Raw genomic sequence first — 16265 nt, forward strand, 5'->3', positions numbered from 1 at the left:
CGCATCGCCAGCCCGGCTGCCTGACTGCTGCAGGGCCGCTCGGTCAGCTCCCCAGGACAGCCCGGCGCAGCGTCTCGATGGGAACCTTGGGCGAGCGATCGGCATACAGCAGGCCGTTCGTCTCCTGGCCGGTGTCGGTGAGCTGGGTGTAGCAGAAGCCGGCGAGCACCTGCGAGGAGCGCACCGCGCCGATCAATCCCGACACCTTGGCTTCGAAGTCGTCGGCATCGTGCGCCGAGCTGTAGCCCCACGCGCCCTCCACGTCGGCGTCGACGAAGCTGATGCCCCCGAACTCCGTGAGCATCACCGGCTCGCCCGCATCGATCTGCGAGGCGGAGATGCGGCGGCCCGCGTGCCCGAACCCGTGCAGCAGCTCAGTGATGGCGTCCTCGGTGCCGAGGCGACGAGCGAGTGCGGCCGGGTCATCCTCGTAGTCGTGGATCGTCCAGATGTCGGACGAGGTGTGCTCCCAGCCGTCGTTGGAGATCACGGGACGCGTGCCGTCGATCGCGCGGGTGATGTCGGCGATCGCTCGGCTGAAGGCGCGCTGCCGGTGGTCGTGGGCGACGTGCTGGATCCCCCAGCTCTCGTTGAAGGGCACCCAGGTGACGATAGACGGATGGGAGCGATCGCGTCGGACGAGCTCGATCCACTCGGCGGTGAGCGCGGCGACCGCGCGCGGGTCGAACGCGTAGGCGCTGGCGGTCTCTGCCCAGATCATCAGGCCGAGACGGTCGGCCCAGTACAGGAAGCGCGGATCTTCGGCCTTCTGATGCACGCGAGCCGCATTGAAGCCCAGCGCCTTGATCAGCTCGACCTCGCGGCGGAGGGCCGCCGCGCTGGGTGCCGCCAGATGCGATTCGGGCCAATAGTTCTGAGCGAGGACCGAACGCAGATAGGTCGGACGGTCGTTGAGCAGGAATCGTCGCGGGCCCGTTGAGACGCTGCGGAGCCCGAGGTAGCTGGAGACCGCGTCGGTCGGCTGCCCGTCCCGCTCGAGGACGATCGTCGCGTCGAGAAGCGTCGGAGACTCTGGGCTCCAGAGCAGCTGCTCGTAGTGCTGACCGTTGCGCTGCCCATCGAGCCCCAGACGGAGCTGCGAGCTGCCCTCCGACAGATGGAAGCGGGCCTCCGAAAGCACCTCGCCGTCGCGCGACAGCATCACATGCGCCCAGGTCCGTGGCGCCGGCGTGCGGTCGAGTGTGAGCTCGAGGTCGACGCTCGCCGACGGGATGTCGGTCTGCCAGTGCACCTCGGTGATGCGGATCGCCGGGACCGCTTCCAGCCAGACCGGCTGCCAGATGCCGGTCGTCCGGTGGTACCAGATCGAGTGCGGCTCCTCGTTCCAGTCCTGCTTGCCGCGGGGCACCGAGACGTCGTGGGGGTCGTCGACCGCGCGGACGATGAGCTCGTTCGGAGCGTCAGGCGCGAGCGCATCGGAACCGAGTGCATCTGTACCCAGTGCATCTGTACCCAGTGCGTCGGTGATGTCGAACCAGAATGGGGTCTGCCCACCGTCGTGGTGACCGAGCATCACCCCGTTCAACCAGACGTCCGCGGACCGGTCGACGGCGCCGAAGTGCAGGATGATGCGGGAGCCGTCAGCACCGGCGCCCGCCGCCGCCAGCTCCGAGGCGGTGATGGCCCGCCGGTACCAGACGACCGGGTGGAAGCCTGTGTCGCCGATCCCCGAGCCAGGGGATTCGGGCGGGAACGGCACGACGATGGACCGGTCGAAGACGACGGAGCGCGGCGGGGCCGACTGGTCGGCGCCGAAGGCGAAGTCCCATTCGCCGTCGAGCTCGCACCACGCGCTCCTCATCAGCTGGGGTCGCGGGTAGGTGCCGTCCTGCTGGGACGCGACCGGAAGGGAGGCGCTCATGGATTCACGCTATCGGCTGAGCAGTCGCTCGAGCATGTCCCCGAGAACGGCTCGCTCCTCGGCATCGAGCGGCGCGAAGGACCGTCCGACGACCTGCTTCATCACCTCGCGACCCTCCGCGAAGAGGCGCTCACCCTCCGCTGTCAGCTCGGGGCGGATCGCACGACCTCGTCCGTTCACCCGCCGGATGAACCCACGAGACTCGAGTCGACCGGCGAGGGTTCCGAACGCTTGATCGGTCTGGAAGGTCAGCACCGCCAGGTCGTGCAGCGAAGCCCCCGGATTCTCATGCAGGTGCCGCAGGGCATCCCACTGCACGAGGCTGATGTCGAAGGGCAGAAGCGCCTCTGTCGCAGCGCGGTGATGCGTGATCTGGAGTCGCTTGACGGCCAGCCCCAGCTCCAGCTCTGTCATCGCCACGGGATCAGCATACCAATGTCTAAGTTTGCTTATATCAACATGTTGATTTACGGTTCTCGCATGACTTCCAGCCGATCTCTCACCATCAGCAGCTCTTTCGGGGACACTCCGCTCGGCGTGGAGGAACGCGGCAGCGGACGTCCCATGCTGATCCTCCACGGCGGAGCGGGCCCGGCCTCCGTGACCCCGTTCGCCGACCTCGTCGCCGATGCGACAGGCGCCCGCGTCCTCGTCCCGACCCACCCCGGCTTCGGAGGCACCGCTCGCCCGGAGGGTCTGACCACCGTCGCCCGGCTCGCCGAGCTGTATGCCGGCATGATCGAGCAGCTCGAGCTGGACGACGTCACAGTCATCGGCAACTCGCTCGGCGGATGGGTCGCGGCCGAGTTGGCGCTGCTTCACCCGACCCGGCTCGGTCGGTTCGCTTTGGTCGACGCGGTCGGCATCGAGGTGGAGGGGCACCCCGTCGCCAGCGCTCTGGAGCCGACCGAGCTGGCCGCGCAGAGCTGGTTCGACCCGTCGAAGGCGCCGAGCCTGGATCCGACGGCGCTGCCGCCCGCGGCTCGAGCGATCTTCGCGGGCAATCGCGCCGCCCTCGCCCTGTACGGAGGATCGATGACCGACGCGACGCTTCTCGGCCGACTGTCCGAGATCCGTGTGCCCGCACTCGTGCTCTGGGGCGAGGCGGATCGGATCGCCGACACCGACTACGGCCGGGCCTTCGCCGCCGCGATCCCGGGGGCGCGCTTCGAGCTCCTCGAGCGCACCGGTCACGTCCCGCAGATGGAGACTCCCGATCTGCTGCTCGAGGCGCTGACGCCCTTCCTCGGCGACACCGCCCGCTGAGGCGACCGGCCCACCGAGGCGGGGCCGGTCAGCCGGCGAGCATCCGATCCGCCGTCCTCAGGGCGAGCGCCATCTGCGTCAGACCGGGATTCGCCGAGAGCGAGCTCGGGAAGGTGGAGTTGTCGCAGATCCAGAGGTTGTCGATGTCGTGACTGCGGCCATCGGGGTCGACCACCCCGTCGGAGGGATCGATGCTCATCCGGCAGGTGCCGAGCGTGTGCGCCGATCGCAGGACGACGCGGGTGCTGCGGGCGCCGGCCGCCTCGAGCATCTCCGTCATTCGGGTGATGGCGTGCCGCTCGATCGCCTTCTCGTTCTCGCCCGGCGAGAGGCTGATCTCGGCCCGCGGCAGTCCCCATTCGTCCAGCTCGTCGGTGAGCTCGAGCAGGTTGTCCTCGGACGGCAGGAACTCGCCGTTCATGCCGACTCCGGCCGAGAAGCGGTAGTCGTCGAGCGCGGCCATCAGCTCCTTGCCCCACAGGCCCGCACCCCGCACGAGGTTGGTCGCGAAGTTGATCGGCATCACCCCGAGGCTCTGCACGAGGTATCCGCCGGCGAAGTCGGCGTCCTGCGGTCGCACGAAGTCCTCGGTGATGAGCGCCGAAGGGTAGCCGCGGTAGCCGCGAATCTGCTCGTCGAAGCGGCCCCAGACCTGCGCGGCGCCGTGCGCGAGGAAGTTGCGGCCGACCAGTCCGCTGGAGTTCGCGAGCCCGGTGTGCAGGAGCAGTCGCGGGGTCTCGACGCCCCCGCCGGCCAGGACGAGCGCGGCGCAGCGCTGCCGCCTCTCCACTCCGTCGGCGAGGTAGGTGACGCCCGTCACGCGTCCGCTGCCGTCCCGCTCGATTCCCGTGACCATCGAGTTCGGGCGGATCTCGGCACCGTCGGCCACCGCGGCGGGCAGGTAGGTGATCGCGGTCGACGCCTTGGTCCCGAACCGGTCGCCCTGATGGATGCTGCCGAGGTTGAATCCCGCGCGCCGGAGGCCGTGGTGCGGCTGCTCGCGGTCGCGGCTGATCATCGCCGCGGGCGCATCGGTCGCGCGGACGCCGAGCCGCTCGCAGCCGAGCGCCATCAGGTCGGCGGGAGCGTTGCGGGCCACGGGCTCGTACAGATAGGTCCGCTCCGCATCCCAGGGATAGGGCGTCGGACCGGATACGCCGATGTCCCGCTCGACCTCCACGAGGTAGCGCACGAGCTCCGCGTGGGCGATGGGCCAGTCGGCGCCGACCCCTGTCTCGGTCCGGAGGGTCAGGTCTCGCGGATCGGGTCGCGGGGTGAACGCACCCCAGTGCAGGGTCCCGCCGCCGACCCCCATGCCGCTGTTGTTCGGACCGAAGGCCGTGGGGGTGTCCCCTCCGCTGATCCGCTCGGACAGCCAGTTGATGCGGGGCGCGGTGAGTTCGTCCTGGGTGAAGTCGGTCGAGTCGAAGTTAGGTCCCGCCTCGAAGGCGACGACGCGCAGGCCTCGAGCGGCGAGGCGGGCGAGCAGCGGACCTCCTCCCGCACCGGTGCCGACCACCACGACGTCCACCTCGTCGTCGTCCTGGTACGTCTTCATCCCGTCGAGGTTCACGCGTCGTCTCTCTCGTGCTGCTCCTGGTCGTGGTTCTCGTGCCGATCGCCGAGCCGGCCGAGTTCGCGGGGCTCCCAGCTCTCCCGGCGCCCTGCGGCGAGCTCGGAGAAGCCGACCGGCTCCGGCGCGGTGCCGCCGGTGGCGAAGCCGTCGTAGCCGATGCGCGCCTGCGAGGCGGGGTGGGCCATCCAGCTCTGCACGAGGTCGACGCGCACGTCCTCGAACCAGCGCCGGGACAGCTCCGCGGTCGGGAAGGCCGCGACGGCCTCCTCCCCGGCGACCAGACGGCCGACGAGGACGCGCTGATCCGCCGGGCTGTCCGGCCATGTCTGCGCGAGGGCGTCGAGGCCGAGCCGATACGCGACACGGTCATCCGGCAGACCCGCCGGGCGCCAGCCGTCGCCCGGCTTGCCAGCGAGGCGGGCATCGACCCGGGCGGCGAGATCGATGCGCGCGGTCCCCGGCTGCGGCACGAGGAGGTCGGCGAGTCGGCGCAGGGTGGCCAGCTGGTCCTCCGTGAGGGCGAGCGGCGCGTACGTCGCATCGTCCGGCACTGCCCGTTCCGCGAAGTTGCTCCGCACCTCCACGTCGGTGCGCGACGACGCGATGAGACGCCCCCACTCCGCCGGAGTCTGCGGTGCGGGTTCGATGACGGTGTCCCAGAGCTCGACGATTGCCTTCGCCACCTCGTTCGGGCGCTCGTACGCGATCAGGTGACCCGTCGACGGCAGCGGGACGAAGTGGGCGCGGGGGTAGACATCCTTGAGAAGGGCCGGCTGCGCCGTCGAGCCGAGGTCGTCGTCGTCATCGCCGGCGAGCACCGTGACCGGGAGGTCAAGCGTCCCCACCTCGTGGGAGATGTCCTCGCGACTGCCGACCTCAAGCCAGCCCCGCCACAGGCTCGGCGGGAAGCGGCTGAGCTGCTGAAGGGCGGAGGCCGAATCGGCGTCCGACAGCGAAGAGGCGATGTTGCCGGAAAGGAACTCCTGCGCCTGCTCCTCGTCGAGCGTGCTCTCGTCGGCGACCCAGCCGATCATGCGTACGCGGCGATTCTCGGACATCGGCTCTGGGCTCGGCGGCGAGGGCGCGAGCAGCACGGACCCCGCGAGACCGAACAGGCCCGACTCCCCATCGGGTCCGGTCCTGCCCGCGAGCACGTGGGCGGCGATGGCGGCCGCGATCTTGCCGCCCATGCTGTGGGCGAGGAGGATCCACGGACCTCCATCCGCTTCGCGGGCGATGGCTGCCAGTGCGGTGCGGGTCAGCGCGTCGACAGAGCCGTCCACGGCATCCGGCTCCCCCGCGGGTACGGCGAATTCGATGGGCACCAGGCGGAATCGGTCGTCCAGCGCTTCGCCGAGCGGTGCCGCGGCTGTCGCATCGAGTCCGAGGCCGGGCAGGAAGAAGACTGTGCAGACCGGCATCATTCGGCCGAGCCTACTTTTGAGAGAATCTCGAGCCTGTGAGTGCGCTGGTCATCGCCTGAGTCCGGATGGGGCTGGCGCTGAGCGCACATCGCCGGGTCGCACTCGTGCGCGATCTGCGCTAGCGCCGTAATGAACGGCTGCTCTCCAGCGCACCGGCCAGCAGTGCCGCCGCGACCCCCACCAGCACGAGCACGCAGAGGCCCCAGCGCAGACCGACCGAGTCGGTGACGACCCCGATGAGCGGGCTCGTGCCCAGGAAGCCCAGGCGCATCAGCCAGCTGACGATCGTCACGCCCGCCCCTTCGCTCATTCCCGGGATGGTCGCCGCCGCGGTGAGCGCGCTGGGCACGAGAGTGGCCGCCCCGTAGCCGGCAAACGCCAGTCCGACGAACAGCCGTCCCGAATCGGCCTGTGCCGTCACGACGAGGAGGCCGCCGATCGCCGTCAGGACACCGCCGAACCGCGAGACGTCGCGGCGGCCGAAGCACTGGATGAGCGGATCGCCGACGAAGCGCCCGATGCACTGGCTGCCGATAACCACCACGAAGCCGAGCCCCGCGAGATCAACGGGCTGTCCACCGATGTCGACCGCCGCCATGGCCGCCCAGTTGTTCGCGATGTCCTCCACCGCGGTGCCGCAGATCGCCAGCACGACGAGCGGCATCGCGGCCACGAGCACCACCCGCCACGATCGACCGGCCGCCCGCGCGGCCTCGTGCCCAGGTGATCGATCGGCACTGCTCGCGACCGGCCCGATGAGCGCCCCGCCGATCGCGACGGAAGCGATCACCGCGAGGGCGACGAGGGCGAGGTAGGCGCGGATGTCCCAGCCCGCTGCAGCGGCCGCGGTGGACAGCGCGCCGCTCAGAACGCCGCCCAGGCTCCACAGCGCATGCATGGACGAGAGGATCGACCGGCGCACGGCGTCCTGCACCCGGATGCCGGCGACATTCTGCGCGACATCGACGACCGCGTCGAAGAAGCCGGCGAAGAAGATGGAGAGCGCGAACATCCATCCTTCGGTGATCCAGCCGACCGAGGCGATCGACGCGGCGAGCAGCACAGTGCCGAGGATGGCAACCCGGACCGGTCCGAAGCGGGCGATCAACGGTGCAGGCAGCGCGGACGACACGATGGCCCCGACGGCGAAGGACGCCACGATCACGCCGAACTCGGAGGCGCTCAACGCGAGCCGATCGGAGATCGTCGGATACCAGGGCAGGAGCGCGGCGAAGATCGCCCCGTTGCTGGCGAACATGGTTCCCACGCCGGCCGGCGCTTGGAGGGTGCGTCTGGTCTCACTCGTCATGACATGCACGCTATGAACCACAATGATCAGATGCTGCGATCAGAACGCCAGAGAGTGATCATTCGGGCCGTCGACTCCGGCCGACGGACGATCGACGAGCTCGCGACCCTGACGGGCGTCTCGCCGATCAGCATCCGCCGGGATCTCACCGAGCTGTCCGAGCAGGGCGCGATCCGACGGGTCCGCGGCGGCGCGGCACCCGCTGCCAGTCGAGGTGCGGAATACCCGTTCGAGCTCCGCCGAGGCGAGGACTCGGACACGAAGCGGGCTCTGGCTCAGGTGGCCGCCTCGCTCATCAAGCCGGGCGACGCCGTCGTCATCGACAACGGGACCACGGCGCTCGCTGTCGCGCGACAGATCACCGGAATCGGCATCACCGCGATGGCGCTATCGCTGCATGCGGCCGCCGCCATGGCCGCGCAGCACGGCAACCAGGTGATCGTCCCCGGAGGCACGGTCGACCACGACGATCTCGCCTTCACGAGCGCCGGCGCCGCCGAGGCGGTCGGTGCGATGCACTTCGACTTCGCCATCATCGGTGCCTGCGCGGCCGATCCGGACACCGGTCTGACAGTCGCAGGCTGGGGTGACGCTCAGGTCAAGCGCGCAGTGCTGAAAGCATCGCGCCGCGTCATCCTGGTGGCGACCGCCGACAAGTTCACTCGCACAGCCGCCCACAGATTCGGCACGATCCACGACCTCGACACCATCGTCACGACGGAGGACGCACCGACCGCCATGATCTACGACGCCCGCCGAGCAGGGGTGAACGTCCTCTTCGCGGAGATGCCGAGAGCCTGAGGCGAAGGTTCGCCGGCTTATGCCTCGTCGCGCTCCGGCTCCGACGCCTCAGCGGTCGAACGCGGCCCGCCGGCTGGCCAGGCGAAGATCGAGCTCACGCACCGCGACTGCCGCGAGCTGACCGAGATCGTCCAGCTCGGTGGGACCGAAGAGCCTGACCTCTCGGTCGAAGACGCAGAGGGTGCCGATGACATAGCCGTCGGCCGTGACGAGCGGCACGGAGGCGAAGCCGTGCAGCGAGCGATCCTGCTGCAGGAGCGGATTGAGCCGGAAGGCGGGATCCGCCTGGACGTCGGGGACGACGAACGGGATGCCCTGGGTCACCGAGATGCTGCAGATGGCGACGTTGCGGTCGACCTCAGAGATGTCGGCGCCTCGGCTCGACTTGAACCACTCCCGGTCGGTGTCGACTATGGAGAGCAGAGCGACGGGCACGTCCAGCAGTCGGCCGGCGAGATGGGTGATGCGGTCGAACGCCTCATCGGGAGGCGTGTCGAGGATGTTGTACCGGCGCACTGCGGCGAGTCGTCGATGCTCGTTCTCGGTGATCTGCTCCCGGTCGACCCGCCCGGAATCCACGATGTCCTGCACGAGCGAGCGCTGGAACTCGAGGGCGACCTCGTCGAGCCCCGGCCGCTCGTCCGGGCGACGCGCGGTCATCCTGCGGAGGATGCTTCGCAGGACCGAGGAGGTCTCCGGCGGGATCCAGGGATCGTCGCGCAGTCGGGCGGCCACCGTCTGGTGGATGTCGCCGGGGAATGCGACCTGCCCGCTCAGCGATTCGAGGAGTACCAGGCCGAGCGAGTAGATGTCGGAGGCGGTCGTGGGCGGCTCGCCTCGAGCCTGCTCCGGGCTGATGTAGGCGGCGGTGCCCGTCGTGGTGGCGCCCATCTCCTGGATGCCGATGACGCTGGCGATCCCGAAGTCGGCCAGCTTGCCCCGGATCCGGGTGGTGATCCGGCGATCGGCGAGCAGGACGTTCGCCGGCTTGATGTCGCGATGCAGGAAGCCGTGCTCGTGCACGTACTGCAGCCCCTCCGCGAGATCGAATCCGAGGTATGCGACCTGCTCGGAGCTGAGCGGGGCGTGCGCCTCGACGTGCCGCTTGAGGTCGACGCCGGGGATCCGCTCCATCACCAGATAGATCCGCGGGTTGCTGGGGTCCGAATTGTCGACGCCCGCATCGAACAGCGTCGTGAGGGCGTAGTGATTCATCCCGGCGATCAGACGCGCTTCCGCCTCCTGCAGGCGGAGCTCGGCCGTGGTCGAGGCCTTGGCCCGGAACACCTTGACGGCGACCTCGCGCTGCAGGGCCGGATCACTCGCGCCGTAGACCACAGCCCTGCCGCCGCTGCCGATCACCTCGCCGATGACGTACCTGCCCGCGAGCAGCTGCGGCGGATCCCCTGGCCCGGATCGAGGGGGCAGGTTCGTCATGGTTCAGGCGCTCCTCGACGCGGCGCTCCGCGGAGTCGCAGATTCGGCAGTTCAGATGTTACGGCCCCCCTGTCGGGGGCGCGCACGATCCGAGGGAGCTGGGGCGCGTCGTGATCCAGAATTCACCAGGCCCGCGTCGCTACGATCTCGCGTGGGCACCCTCGCCCTCCCTCCCGGATCGGAACTCGATGAAGACTTTCACTCTGCCCGGCACCGACATCGTCGCGCCGAACGTCGTCCTCGGCGTGATGCGCATCGCGAAGAAGACCGACGACGAGGTGAAGGCGCTCGTGCGCGCAGCGCGCGATGCCGGCATCGACTTCTTCGATCACGCGGACGTCTACGGCGACGAGCTGCACGGCTGCGAGACCCGATTCGCCGAGGCGCTGCAGCTCACGCCGTCGCAGCGAGACGAGATCACCATCCAGACCAAGGCGGGCATCGTCCGCGAGGGTCCGTACTTCGACTTCTCCTACGAGCACCTCATCGAGTCGGTCGACGGCTCGCTCGCCGCGCTGCAGACCGACCGCATCGACATCCTGCTGCTGCACCGCCCCGACGCACTCGTCGAGCCGGATGAGGTCGCACGGGCGTTCGACGAGCTCGAAGCCGCCGGCAAGGTCCGCGCGTTCGGGGTCTCCAACCAGACACCGCGCCAGATCGAGCTGCTCAAGAAGTCGGTGCGCCAGCCGATCGTCGCCAATCAGCTGCAGCTCTCGATCACCCACTCCCCGATCGTCGCGCAGGGAGTCGCGGCGAACATGGCGGGCGAGGATCAGTCGCTCACCATCGACGGCGGAGGAATCGTGGACTACTGCCGCCTGAACGACATCACCGTTCAGGCGTGGTCTCCCTTCCAGGCCGGCTTCTTCAATGGGGTGTTCCTCGGATCGCCCGACTACCCGGAGCTCAACGCGGCGATCGATCGGCTCGCCGCGAAGTACGACGTGCCGGCGATCGCCATCGCCACCGCCTGGATCACCCGACACCCGGCGCAGATGCAGGTGGTGCTCGGCACGACCAATCCCGAGCGCGTCACCGGTGCCGCCGCCGGATCGGACATCCCCTTGACCCGGGCCGAGTGGTACGAGCTGTTCCGGACCGCCGGCTACCGCGTGCCGTAGCCCTCGATTCCGGTCGCGAATCACCGTCCGGTTTCACTTCCTCCGAGCAGCCAGACTCCGAGTACTCTCACTACGGAGATAGTGATCCCGGGGCGAGGAGGCTGCGGTGCGGAGCACTGAGACGCCGATCGTGCGGGCGCTGCCCTGGCTGATCCTCGCGGCCATCGTCCTGATCGGCTTGAGTCTGCGCGGACCTGTCGTCGCGGTCGCGCCGGTCGCCGGGCTGATCGGTGACGAGCTGGATCTCGACTCGGCACGGGTCGGCCTGCTCACCAGCCTCCCCCTGCTCTGCTTCGCGTTCGCGACACCGCTGGCGTCCCTCATCATCGCCCGCGCCGGGCGGGACCTGTCCGCGTCGATCACGCTCGTGGGAGTGGTGATCGGCACGCTGATCCGCAGCTCCGACGGCGCCGTGTCCGCCTTCGTCGGCACCATCGTCCTCGGCATCTTCATCACCGTCGGCAACGTGGTGATCCCGCTGGTGATAGCCGACGAGATCCCGGCGGAGCGCTCGGGGATGGCCACCGGCGCGTACACCGCATCGCTCAACGTCGGCTCGGTGATCACGACGTTCGGCACGGCGCAGATCGCCGTCGCCCTGGGATGGCGCGCCGCTCTGGCGATCTGGGCAGGACTCGCAGTGGCCGCCCTCGCCGTCTGGCTGGCGGCGGCCGGACCGAAGGCGGCTCTCACGCCGCGGCCTCGTCAGCGGATGGACGCCGCGGCACGTGCGGCCGCTCCGCGGAGCGTCTCCTTCGGCATCGTCCTCGCCCTGGGGGTCGCCTTCGGGACTCAGGCGTTCGCGTTCTACGGCATGAGCGCCTGGCTGCCGAAGCTCCTCACCGACGAGCAGGGCTTCTCCGCCGAACAGGCAGGATCGGCGAGCGCGGTGTTCCAGCTGTTCGGCATCGCCGGTGCGCTCACCCTCCCCCTCCTCGTCCGATGGCTCGGACGGCGGGCCGGCATCCTGACGGTCCTCGCGTTCTGGCTCAGCGTGCCCATCGGTCTGCTGATCGCCCCGCAGGCCTGGCCGATCTGGACGATCACCGGCGGCCTCGCGCAGGGCGGGGGGATCACGATGATGTTCCTGCTAGTGGTGGCCCTCAGCCAGGGCGCCCGCGGAGGACGCGCCTCCGCGACCGTCCAGGGAGTCGGCTACGCGATCGCGGCGACAGCGCCGGCCACCCTCGGCGCCCTCCGCGACTCCACCGGAGCGTGGACCCTGTCCTTGATCGCCGTCGCCGTCTCGGTCCTCGTCGCCGCCGCGTTCGGCCTCGTCACGGTCGCGGGCATCGCGAAGACCGCGGCCCTGCCGTCCGACCGAATCCCGGACTGACGGCCGGGGCCTGCGGAGGGGCGGATAGGGTCGGAAGCCGATGAGCGTCTCGATCCCCTCCCGCCTCGTCGCCCACGCGGCCGACCCGCGATGGGCCGGATGGCTCGACCGGCTGCCGCGCCTGATCGACGACCTGCTCGGCGAATGGCAGCTCACGACAGAGAGCGAGCCTGTCGCCGGAACCGCCGCCATCGTCCTCCCCGTGCGCACCGGTGAAGGCGAGGCCACCGTACTCAAGGTGAGCTGGCCGCACTGGGAGGCCGAGACGGAGCACCTCGCCCTGCGCTACTGGGCGGGCGACGGAGCGGTGCGACTGCTGCGCGCCGATCCACGCCGCTTCGCGCTCCTCCTCGAGCGAGCCGACGACCGACGCGATCTGCGGAAGCTGCGGGTACGCGAGGCGATCGAGGTCGTCGCGTCGCTCTACCCGCGTCTGCATCGAACCCCGCCTCCGCAGCTGCGCACACTCTCGTGGCTCGCCGCCGATTGGGCGGAGCGGCTCCCCCGGCTGATCGCGCACGGAGGGATGCCGCGGCGCATCGTCGAGCATGCCGTCTCGCTCGCGCGCGACTTCAGCCGCGACCCCGCAACGGACGGCACGCTCATCCACACCGATCTGCATTATGAGAACGTGCTCGGATCGCTCCGTGACGACGCTCGTCAGGACCATCGCGGATGGCTGGTCATCGACCCCAAGCCGCTGTCCGGCGACCCCTGCTACGAGGTGGGCCCGCTGCTCGGCAACCGATGGGACGAGCTGGTCGGCGCCGATCTCGGAGCGAACCTCCGGGGCGGCGTCCTCGACCGCCTGTACACCGCGGTGGACGCAGCGGGGCTGGACGAGGACAGGACACGCGACTGGTCGCTGGTCCGCGAGGTGGTTCGGGTGCTCTGGGCGGTGGAGGAGGACGCCCTCGAGAAGGACGACCTCGACCGAGCCGTCACCATCGCGAAGGCCATGCAGCGCTGAGCTCGACCCGTCGTCGGCCTGCGAGTGCGGTGCGGCGACTAGCGTCCGGCCGCAGCCTTCTCGACCGCCGACACCGCCGCCTCCACGCCGGCGTTCCAGGGTGCACCGTGGCCGGGGAGCACCCAGGTCGCTCCCGTCGTCACGAGTGCGCGGAGCGATGCGACGGCTTCGTCGGGCTCGTCGGTGAACGGTGCTGGCTGCGGTCCCCGCTCCCCCGTCAGGACGTGCCGGGTGGTGAGCGCGTCGCCGACGAAGACGGCGTCGACGGACGGCACATGGATGGCGATGCTGCCCTCGGAGTGACCCGGCAGGCCGATGATGCGCGGCGATCCGGGAAGGTCGAGGACATCGCCGTCGGCGACCTCGACCACCTCGGTCAGCCAGGTGGTGCGCAGGCCGCCCTTGCGCATCGAGTAGCCGAGGAAGCCGAGCAGGGCGAGGCCCATGCTCTGCTTGCCGGCCTTCGGCCTGGGCCCGCCCTTGGCACGGGAGGCGTCGGCGGAATGGATGTAGATCGGCACGCCGTGGTCGCGACGGAGTCGCTCGGCGAAGCCGATGTGGTCGGAGTCGCCGTGCGTGAGGATCAGCCCCTTGACGTCGGCGAGCGAGCGGCCCATCGAGCCGAGCTCGACGAGCAGCTCCTGCCAGTGGCCGGCGAGGCCTGCGTCGATGACGAGGACTCCGTCCGTTGTGTCGACGAGGTAGACCGCGACGATGTCGTTGCCGATGCGGTGAAGTGAGGGCGCGAGTTCCATGATGGCTACGCTACATAGCCATCATGGCTACTGTCAATAGCTATACTGGTGCGGTGCCTACGCCTGATCGGACCTCTCGCGATGCGATCGTGCTCGCCGCCCGCGAGCTGCTCGAGACGGACGGGCTGGGTGGGCTCACGATGAACGCCGTCGCCCAGGTGGTCGGGGTCCGCGCTCCCTCTCTCTACAAGAGGGTCGACAGCCGTGATCGACTCATCCAGCTCGTCGCCGAAGCGACCCTGACCGAACTGTCGGTGCTGCTCGACGGCACGTCGGATCTGGCGGAGGCCGCCAGGACCTTCCGCGACTTCGGCCGTCAGCGCCCTGCCGCCTTCCAGCTCGTGATGACGCCGGGCCCAGGGACTCCGTCAGCGGGCGCCGAGTTCGGCGCTGCGGCGAGCGCGCCGATCCTTCGGATCGCGGCGCAGCTCGCGGGCGAGCAGCACGCGCTCGCGGCCGCCCGGATGTTCACGGCGTGGGTGTCCGGCTTCGTCAGCATGGAGATCAACGGCGGCTTCCAGCTCGGCGGCGATCTCGAAGAGGCCTGGGAATTCGGCGTGACCGGCATCCGTACGGCGATCACCGCCTCCCGCTGAGCCGACCCGGGCCGCCTGCCGCCTCGCGCGGCTGCGCCCGCGTCTCACCCGCGCGGATTCCCGGTGTCGCGGGTCCAGAATTGCGGGATGAGCGCCACCACCGAACTCCGCGCAGCCCGCGATCTCCTGCTGACCCACCGCACCGATGTGGTCGCCGCCACCACCGCGTTCCGTTGGCCGGATGTCGGTCCCGCCTTCAACTGGGCGACGGACTGGTTCGACGTCATCGCGGAGGGCAGCGACCGACTCGCGCTCTGGATCGTCGACGAGGACGGCACGGACACCAAGGTCACCTTCGATGAGATGCGTCGCCGGTCGGACCAGGTGGCCGCGTGGCTCGCCGAGACAGGCGTCCGACAGGGCGACCACGTGCTCCTCATGCTCGGCAACCGGGTCGAGCTGTGGGAGTCGATGCTCGCCATCATGAAGCTCGGCGCGGTGATCCTGCCCACGACCACGCTGCTGTCCGACGCCGACCTGCAGGACCGCCTCGATCGCGGCGGCGTCCGGCACGTCATCGCCGACGCCGCGGACGCACCCAAGTTCGCCAGCCTGACGGGAGACTTCAGTCGGATCGTCGTCGGCGGCGCGGTGGCGGGATGGGCGGACTTCGCCGCGGCGAGCGCGGTCCAGGGCGCTCGGCCGCAGGTCGAGGTCCGCAGCACCGATCCGTGCCTCATCTACTTCACCTCCGGCACCACCAGCAGGCCGAAGATGGTCGTGCACACTCAGGAGTCCTATCCGGTCGGGCACCTGACGACCATGTACTGGCTCGGCGTGCAGCCCGGCGACGTCCACATGACCATCAGCTCCCCCGGCTGGGCGAAGCATGCGTGGGGCTGCTTCTTCGGACCGTGGAACGCCGAGGCGACGGTGTTCGTGTTCAACTACGCGCGCTTCGACGCGGCCGCCCTCCGCTCTCGACTCGACGAGGCGGGGGTCAACACCTTCTGCGCGCCTCCGACCGTGTGGAGGATGCTCATCCAGTCCGACCTCGGATCACGGCCTCGCGGGCTGCGCGAGATCCTCTCGGCGGGCGAGCCGCTCAACTCCGAGGTCATCTCGCGGGTGCAGAACGCGTGGGGTCTCGAGATCCGCGACGGCTACGGCCAGACCGAGATGACCGCGATCATCGCCAACCCGCCGGGGATCTCCGTGACGCCGGGCTCGATGGGGCGCGCGCTGCCGGGCATCGCGATTGCGCTGGTCGACCCGCTGACCGGGGAGGTCGGCGACACCGGGGAGATCTGCCTCGACCTCTCCGCTGAGCCGGTCAGCCTGATGGCGGGCTATCTCGGCGATGACGAGCGCACTCAGCTGTCCCGCTCGGGCGGCTACTTCCACACCGGCGATGTCGCCTCGCGAGGCGGCGACGGCCAGATCACTTTCGTCGGTCGGACGGACGATGTCTTCAAGTCCTCCGGCTACAAGATCTCGCCGTTCGAGGTCGAGAGCGTGCTCCTGCAGCACCCGGCCGTCGCGGAATCCGCGGTCGTGCCGGCACCGGACGCGAGCAGGCTGAACGTCGTCAAGGCGTACGTCGCGCTCGCGCCGGGCTGGGAGCCGACCCGCGAGACCGCCGGCGCGATCCTCGCCCACGCCCGTGAGCAGCTGTCGGCGTTCGAGCGCGTGCGTCGGATCGAGTTCTTCGAGCTGCCCAAGACCATCTCGGGCAAGATCCGCCGTGTGGAGCTGCGCGAGCGCGAGGCCGACGCCTTCGAGACCGGGGAGTCGCTCGAGTCGGAATGGCGCCTGGAGTCCTTCCCCATCTCGCCGGTCGAGTAGCGCG

The 16265-nt window shown here is 69.8% G+C and carries 14 protein-coding genes; 7 read left to right on the forward strand and 7 right to left on the reverse strand.

Translation table 11 applies throughout. The features are described from left to right. Positions 1-43: 43 nt before the first annotated feature. Both E6C64_RS11575 and E6C64_RS11580 read right to left on the reverse strand, forming a co-directional pair. Entirely contained in the window at positions 44-1882 is a 1839-nt protein-coding gene (locus tag E6C64_RS11575; protein ID WP_136427680.1) for a glycoside hydrolase family 2 protein, read from the reverse strand. 9 nt (positions 1883-1891) lie between these two features. Further along, a complete protein-coding gene (locus E6C64_RS11580) occupies positions 1892-2296 on the reverse strand; it encodes a MarR family winged helix-turn-helix transcriptional regulator (RefSeq protein WP_136428661.1) in 405 nt (134 codons plus the stop codon). A gap of 66 nt (positions 2297-2362) precedes the next feature. Between E6C64_RS11580 and E6C64_RS11585 the strand changes: the two genes are divergently transcribed. Next, positions 2363-3148 (forward strand): alpha/beta fold hydrolase, encoded by a 786-nt coding sequence (locus E6C64_RS11585; RefSeq protein ID WP_136427681.1) that lies wholly within the window; start codon positions 2363-2365, stop codon positions 3146-3148. Positions 3149-3176: 28 nt separating this feature from the next. Here the strand turns inward: E6C64_RS11585 and E6C64_RS11590 are convergent, their stop codons facing one another. From E6C64_RS11590 to E6C64_RS11600, 3 genes are all read right to left on the reverse strand, one after another. Beyond that, the gene (locus E6C64_RS11590; protein WP_233255599.1) at positions 3177-4721 is read right to left on the reverse strand and encodes a GMC oxidoreductase; all 1545 of its coding nucleotides are present in this window, start codon (positions 4719-4721) and stop codon (positions 3177-3179) included. Then, on the reverse strand, positions 4718-6145 hold the full coding sequence (locus E6C64_RS11595) for an alpha/beta hydrolase (protein ID WP_233255600.1): 1428 nt from the start codon (positions 6143-6145) through the stop codon (positions 4718-4720). Before E6C64_RS11595 ends, E6C64_RS11590 begins: the two co-directional genes overlap by 4 nt. 121 nt (positions 6146-6266) lie before the next feature. After that, entirely contained in the window at positions 6267-7457 is a 1191-nt protein-coding gene (locus E6C64_RS11600) for an MFS transporter (RefSeq protein WP_199241026.1), read from the reverse strand. 30 nt (positions 7458-7487) lie between these two features. Here E6C64_RS11600 and E6C64_RS11605 point away from each other — a divergent pair, with 30 nt between their 5' ends. Beyond that, the gene (locus E6C64_RS11605) at positions 7488-8258 is read left to right on the forward strand and encodes a DeoR/GlpR family DNA-binding transcription regulator (RefSeq protein WP_158437847.1); all 771 of its coding nucleotides are present in this window, start codon (positions 7488-7490) and stop codon (positions 8256-8258) included. A gap of 48 nt (positions 8259-8306) precedes the next feature. Here E6C64_RS11605 and E6C64_RS11610 read toward each other — a convergent pair whose 3' ends face one another. Continuing rightward, positions 8307-9695, reverse strand: coding sequence for a protein kinase domain-containing protein (locus E6C64_RS11610; RefSeq protein ID WP_136427684.1), 1389 nt, complete (start codon positions 9693-9695; stop codon positions 8307-8309). 188 nt (positions 9696-9883) lie between these two features. On the opposite strand from E6C64_RS11610, the gene E6C64_RS11615 reads away from it, so the two are divergent. The 3 genes from E6C64_RS11615 (at position 9884) to E6C64_RS11625 (ending at position 13125) form a co-directional block, all read left to right on the forward strand. Further along, a complete protein-coding gene (locus tag E6C64_RS11615) occupies positions 9884-10819 on the forward strand; it encodes an aldo/keto reductase (RefSeq protein WP_136427685.1) in 936 nt (311 codons plus the stop codon). Positions 10820-10925: 106 nt separating this feature from the next. Then, entirely contained in the window at positions 10926-12155 is a 1230-nt protein-coding gene (locus tag E6C64_RS11620) for an MFS transporter (RefSeq protein ID WP_136427686.1), read from the forward strand. Positions 12156-12195: 40 nt separating this feature from the next. After that, positions 12196-13125, forward strand: a complete 930-nt coding sequence (locus E6C64_RS11625; RefSeq protein ID WP_136427687.1) for an aminoglycoside phosphotransferase family protein — start codon at positions 12196-12198, stop codon at positions 13123-13125. Positions 13126-13163: 38 nt separating this feature from the next. Here E6C64_RS11625 and E6C64_RS11630 read toward each other — a convergent pair whose 3' ends face one another. Then, complete coding sequence (locus tag E6C64_RS11630) at positions 13164-13880, reverse strand: MBL fold metallo-hydrolase (protein ID WP_136427688.1); 717 nt, start codon at positions 13878-13880, stop codon at positions 13164-13166. Positions 13881-13933: 53 nt separating this feature from the next. Here E6C64_RS11630 and E6C64_RS11635 point away from each other — a divergent pair, with 53 nt between their 5' ends. Then, positions 13934-14476 carry a TetR/AcrR family transcriptional regulator gene (locus E6C64_RS11635; protein ID WP_136427689.1) on the forward strand — a complete coding sequence of 181 codons (543 nt, stop codon included), beginning with the start codon at positions 13934-13936 and terminating at the stop codon, positions 14474-14476. A gap of 87 nt (positions 14477-14563) precedes the next feature. Beyond that, the gene (locus E6C64_RS11640) at positions 14564-16261 is read left to right on the forward strand and encodes an AMP-binding protein (RefSeq protein ID WP_136427690.1); all 1698 of its coding nucleotides are present in this window, start codon (positions 14564-14566) and stop codon (positions 16259-16261) included. The last annotated feature ends 4 nt before the right edge of the window (positions 16262-16265 follow it).

Source organism: Naasia lichenicola (assembly GCF_004801885.1).
Classification (GTDB): domain Bacteria; phylum Actinomycetota; class Actinomycetes; order Actinomycetales; family Microbacteriaceae; genus Naasia; species Naasia lichenicola.

Bases quoted from the DNA above. Each gene is read 5' to 3' on its own strand.
- E6C64_RS11605 (WP_158437847.1), top strand. From the start codon at position 7,488: ATGCTGCGATCAGAACGCCAGAGAGTGATCATTCGGGCCGTCGACTCC.
- E6C64_RS11595 (WP_233255600.1), bottom strand. From the start codon at position 6,145: ATGCCGGTCTGCACAGTCTTCTTCCTGCCCGGCCTCGGACTCGATGCG.
- E6C64_RS11640 (WP_136427690.1), top strand. From the start codon at position 14,564: ATGAGCGCCACCACCGAACTCCGCGCAGCCCGCGATCTCCTGCTGACC.
- E6C64_RS11580 (WP_136428661.1), bottom strand. From the start codon at position 2,296: ATGACAGAGCTGGAGCTGGGGCTGGCCGTCAAGCGACTCCAGATCACG.
- E6C64_RS11585 (WP_136427681.1), top strand. From the start codon at position 2,363: ATGACTTCCAGCCGATCTCTCACCATCAGCAGCTCTTTCGGGGACACT.
- E6C64_RS11615 (WP_136427685.1), top strand. From the start codon at position 9,884: ATGAAGACTTTCACTCTGCCCGGCACCGACATCGTCGCGCCGAACGTC.
- E6C64_RS11625 (WP_136427687.1), top strand. From the start codon at position 12,196: ATGAGCGTCTCGATCCCCTCCCGCCTCGTCGCCCACGCGGCCGACCCG.
- E6C64_RS11600 (WP_199241026.1), bottom strand. From the start codon at position 7,457: ATGACGAGTGAGACCAGACGCACCCTCCAAGCGCCGGCCGGCGTGGGA.
- E6C64_RS11610 (WP_136427684.1), bottom strand. From the start codon at position 9,695: ATGACGAACCTGCCCCCTCGATCCGGGCCAGGGGATCCGCCGCAGCTG.
- E6C64_RS11630 (WP_136427688.1), bottom strand. From the start codon at position 13,880: ATGGAACTCGCGCCCTCACTTCACCGCATCGGCAACGACATCGTCGCG.
- E6C64_RS11575 (WP_136427680.1), bottom strand. From the start codon at position 1,882: ATGAGCGCCTCCCTTCCGGTCGCGTCCCAGCAGGACGGCACCTACCCG.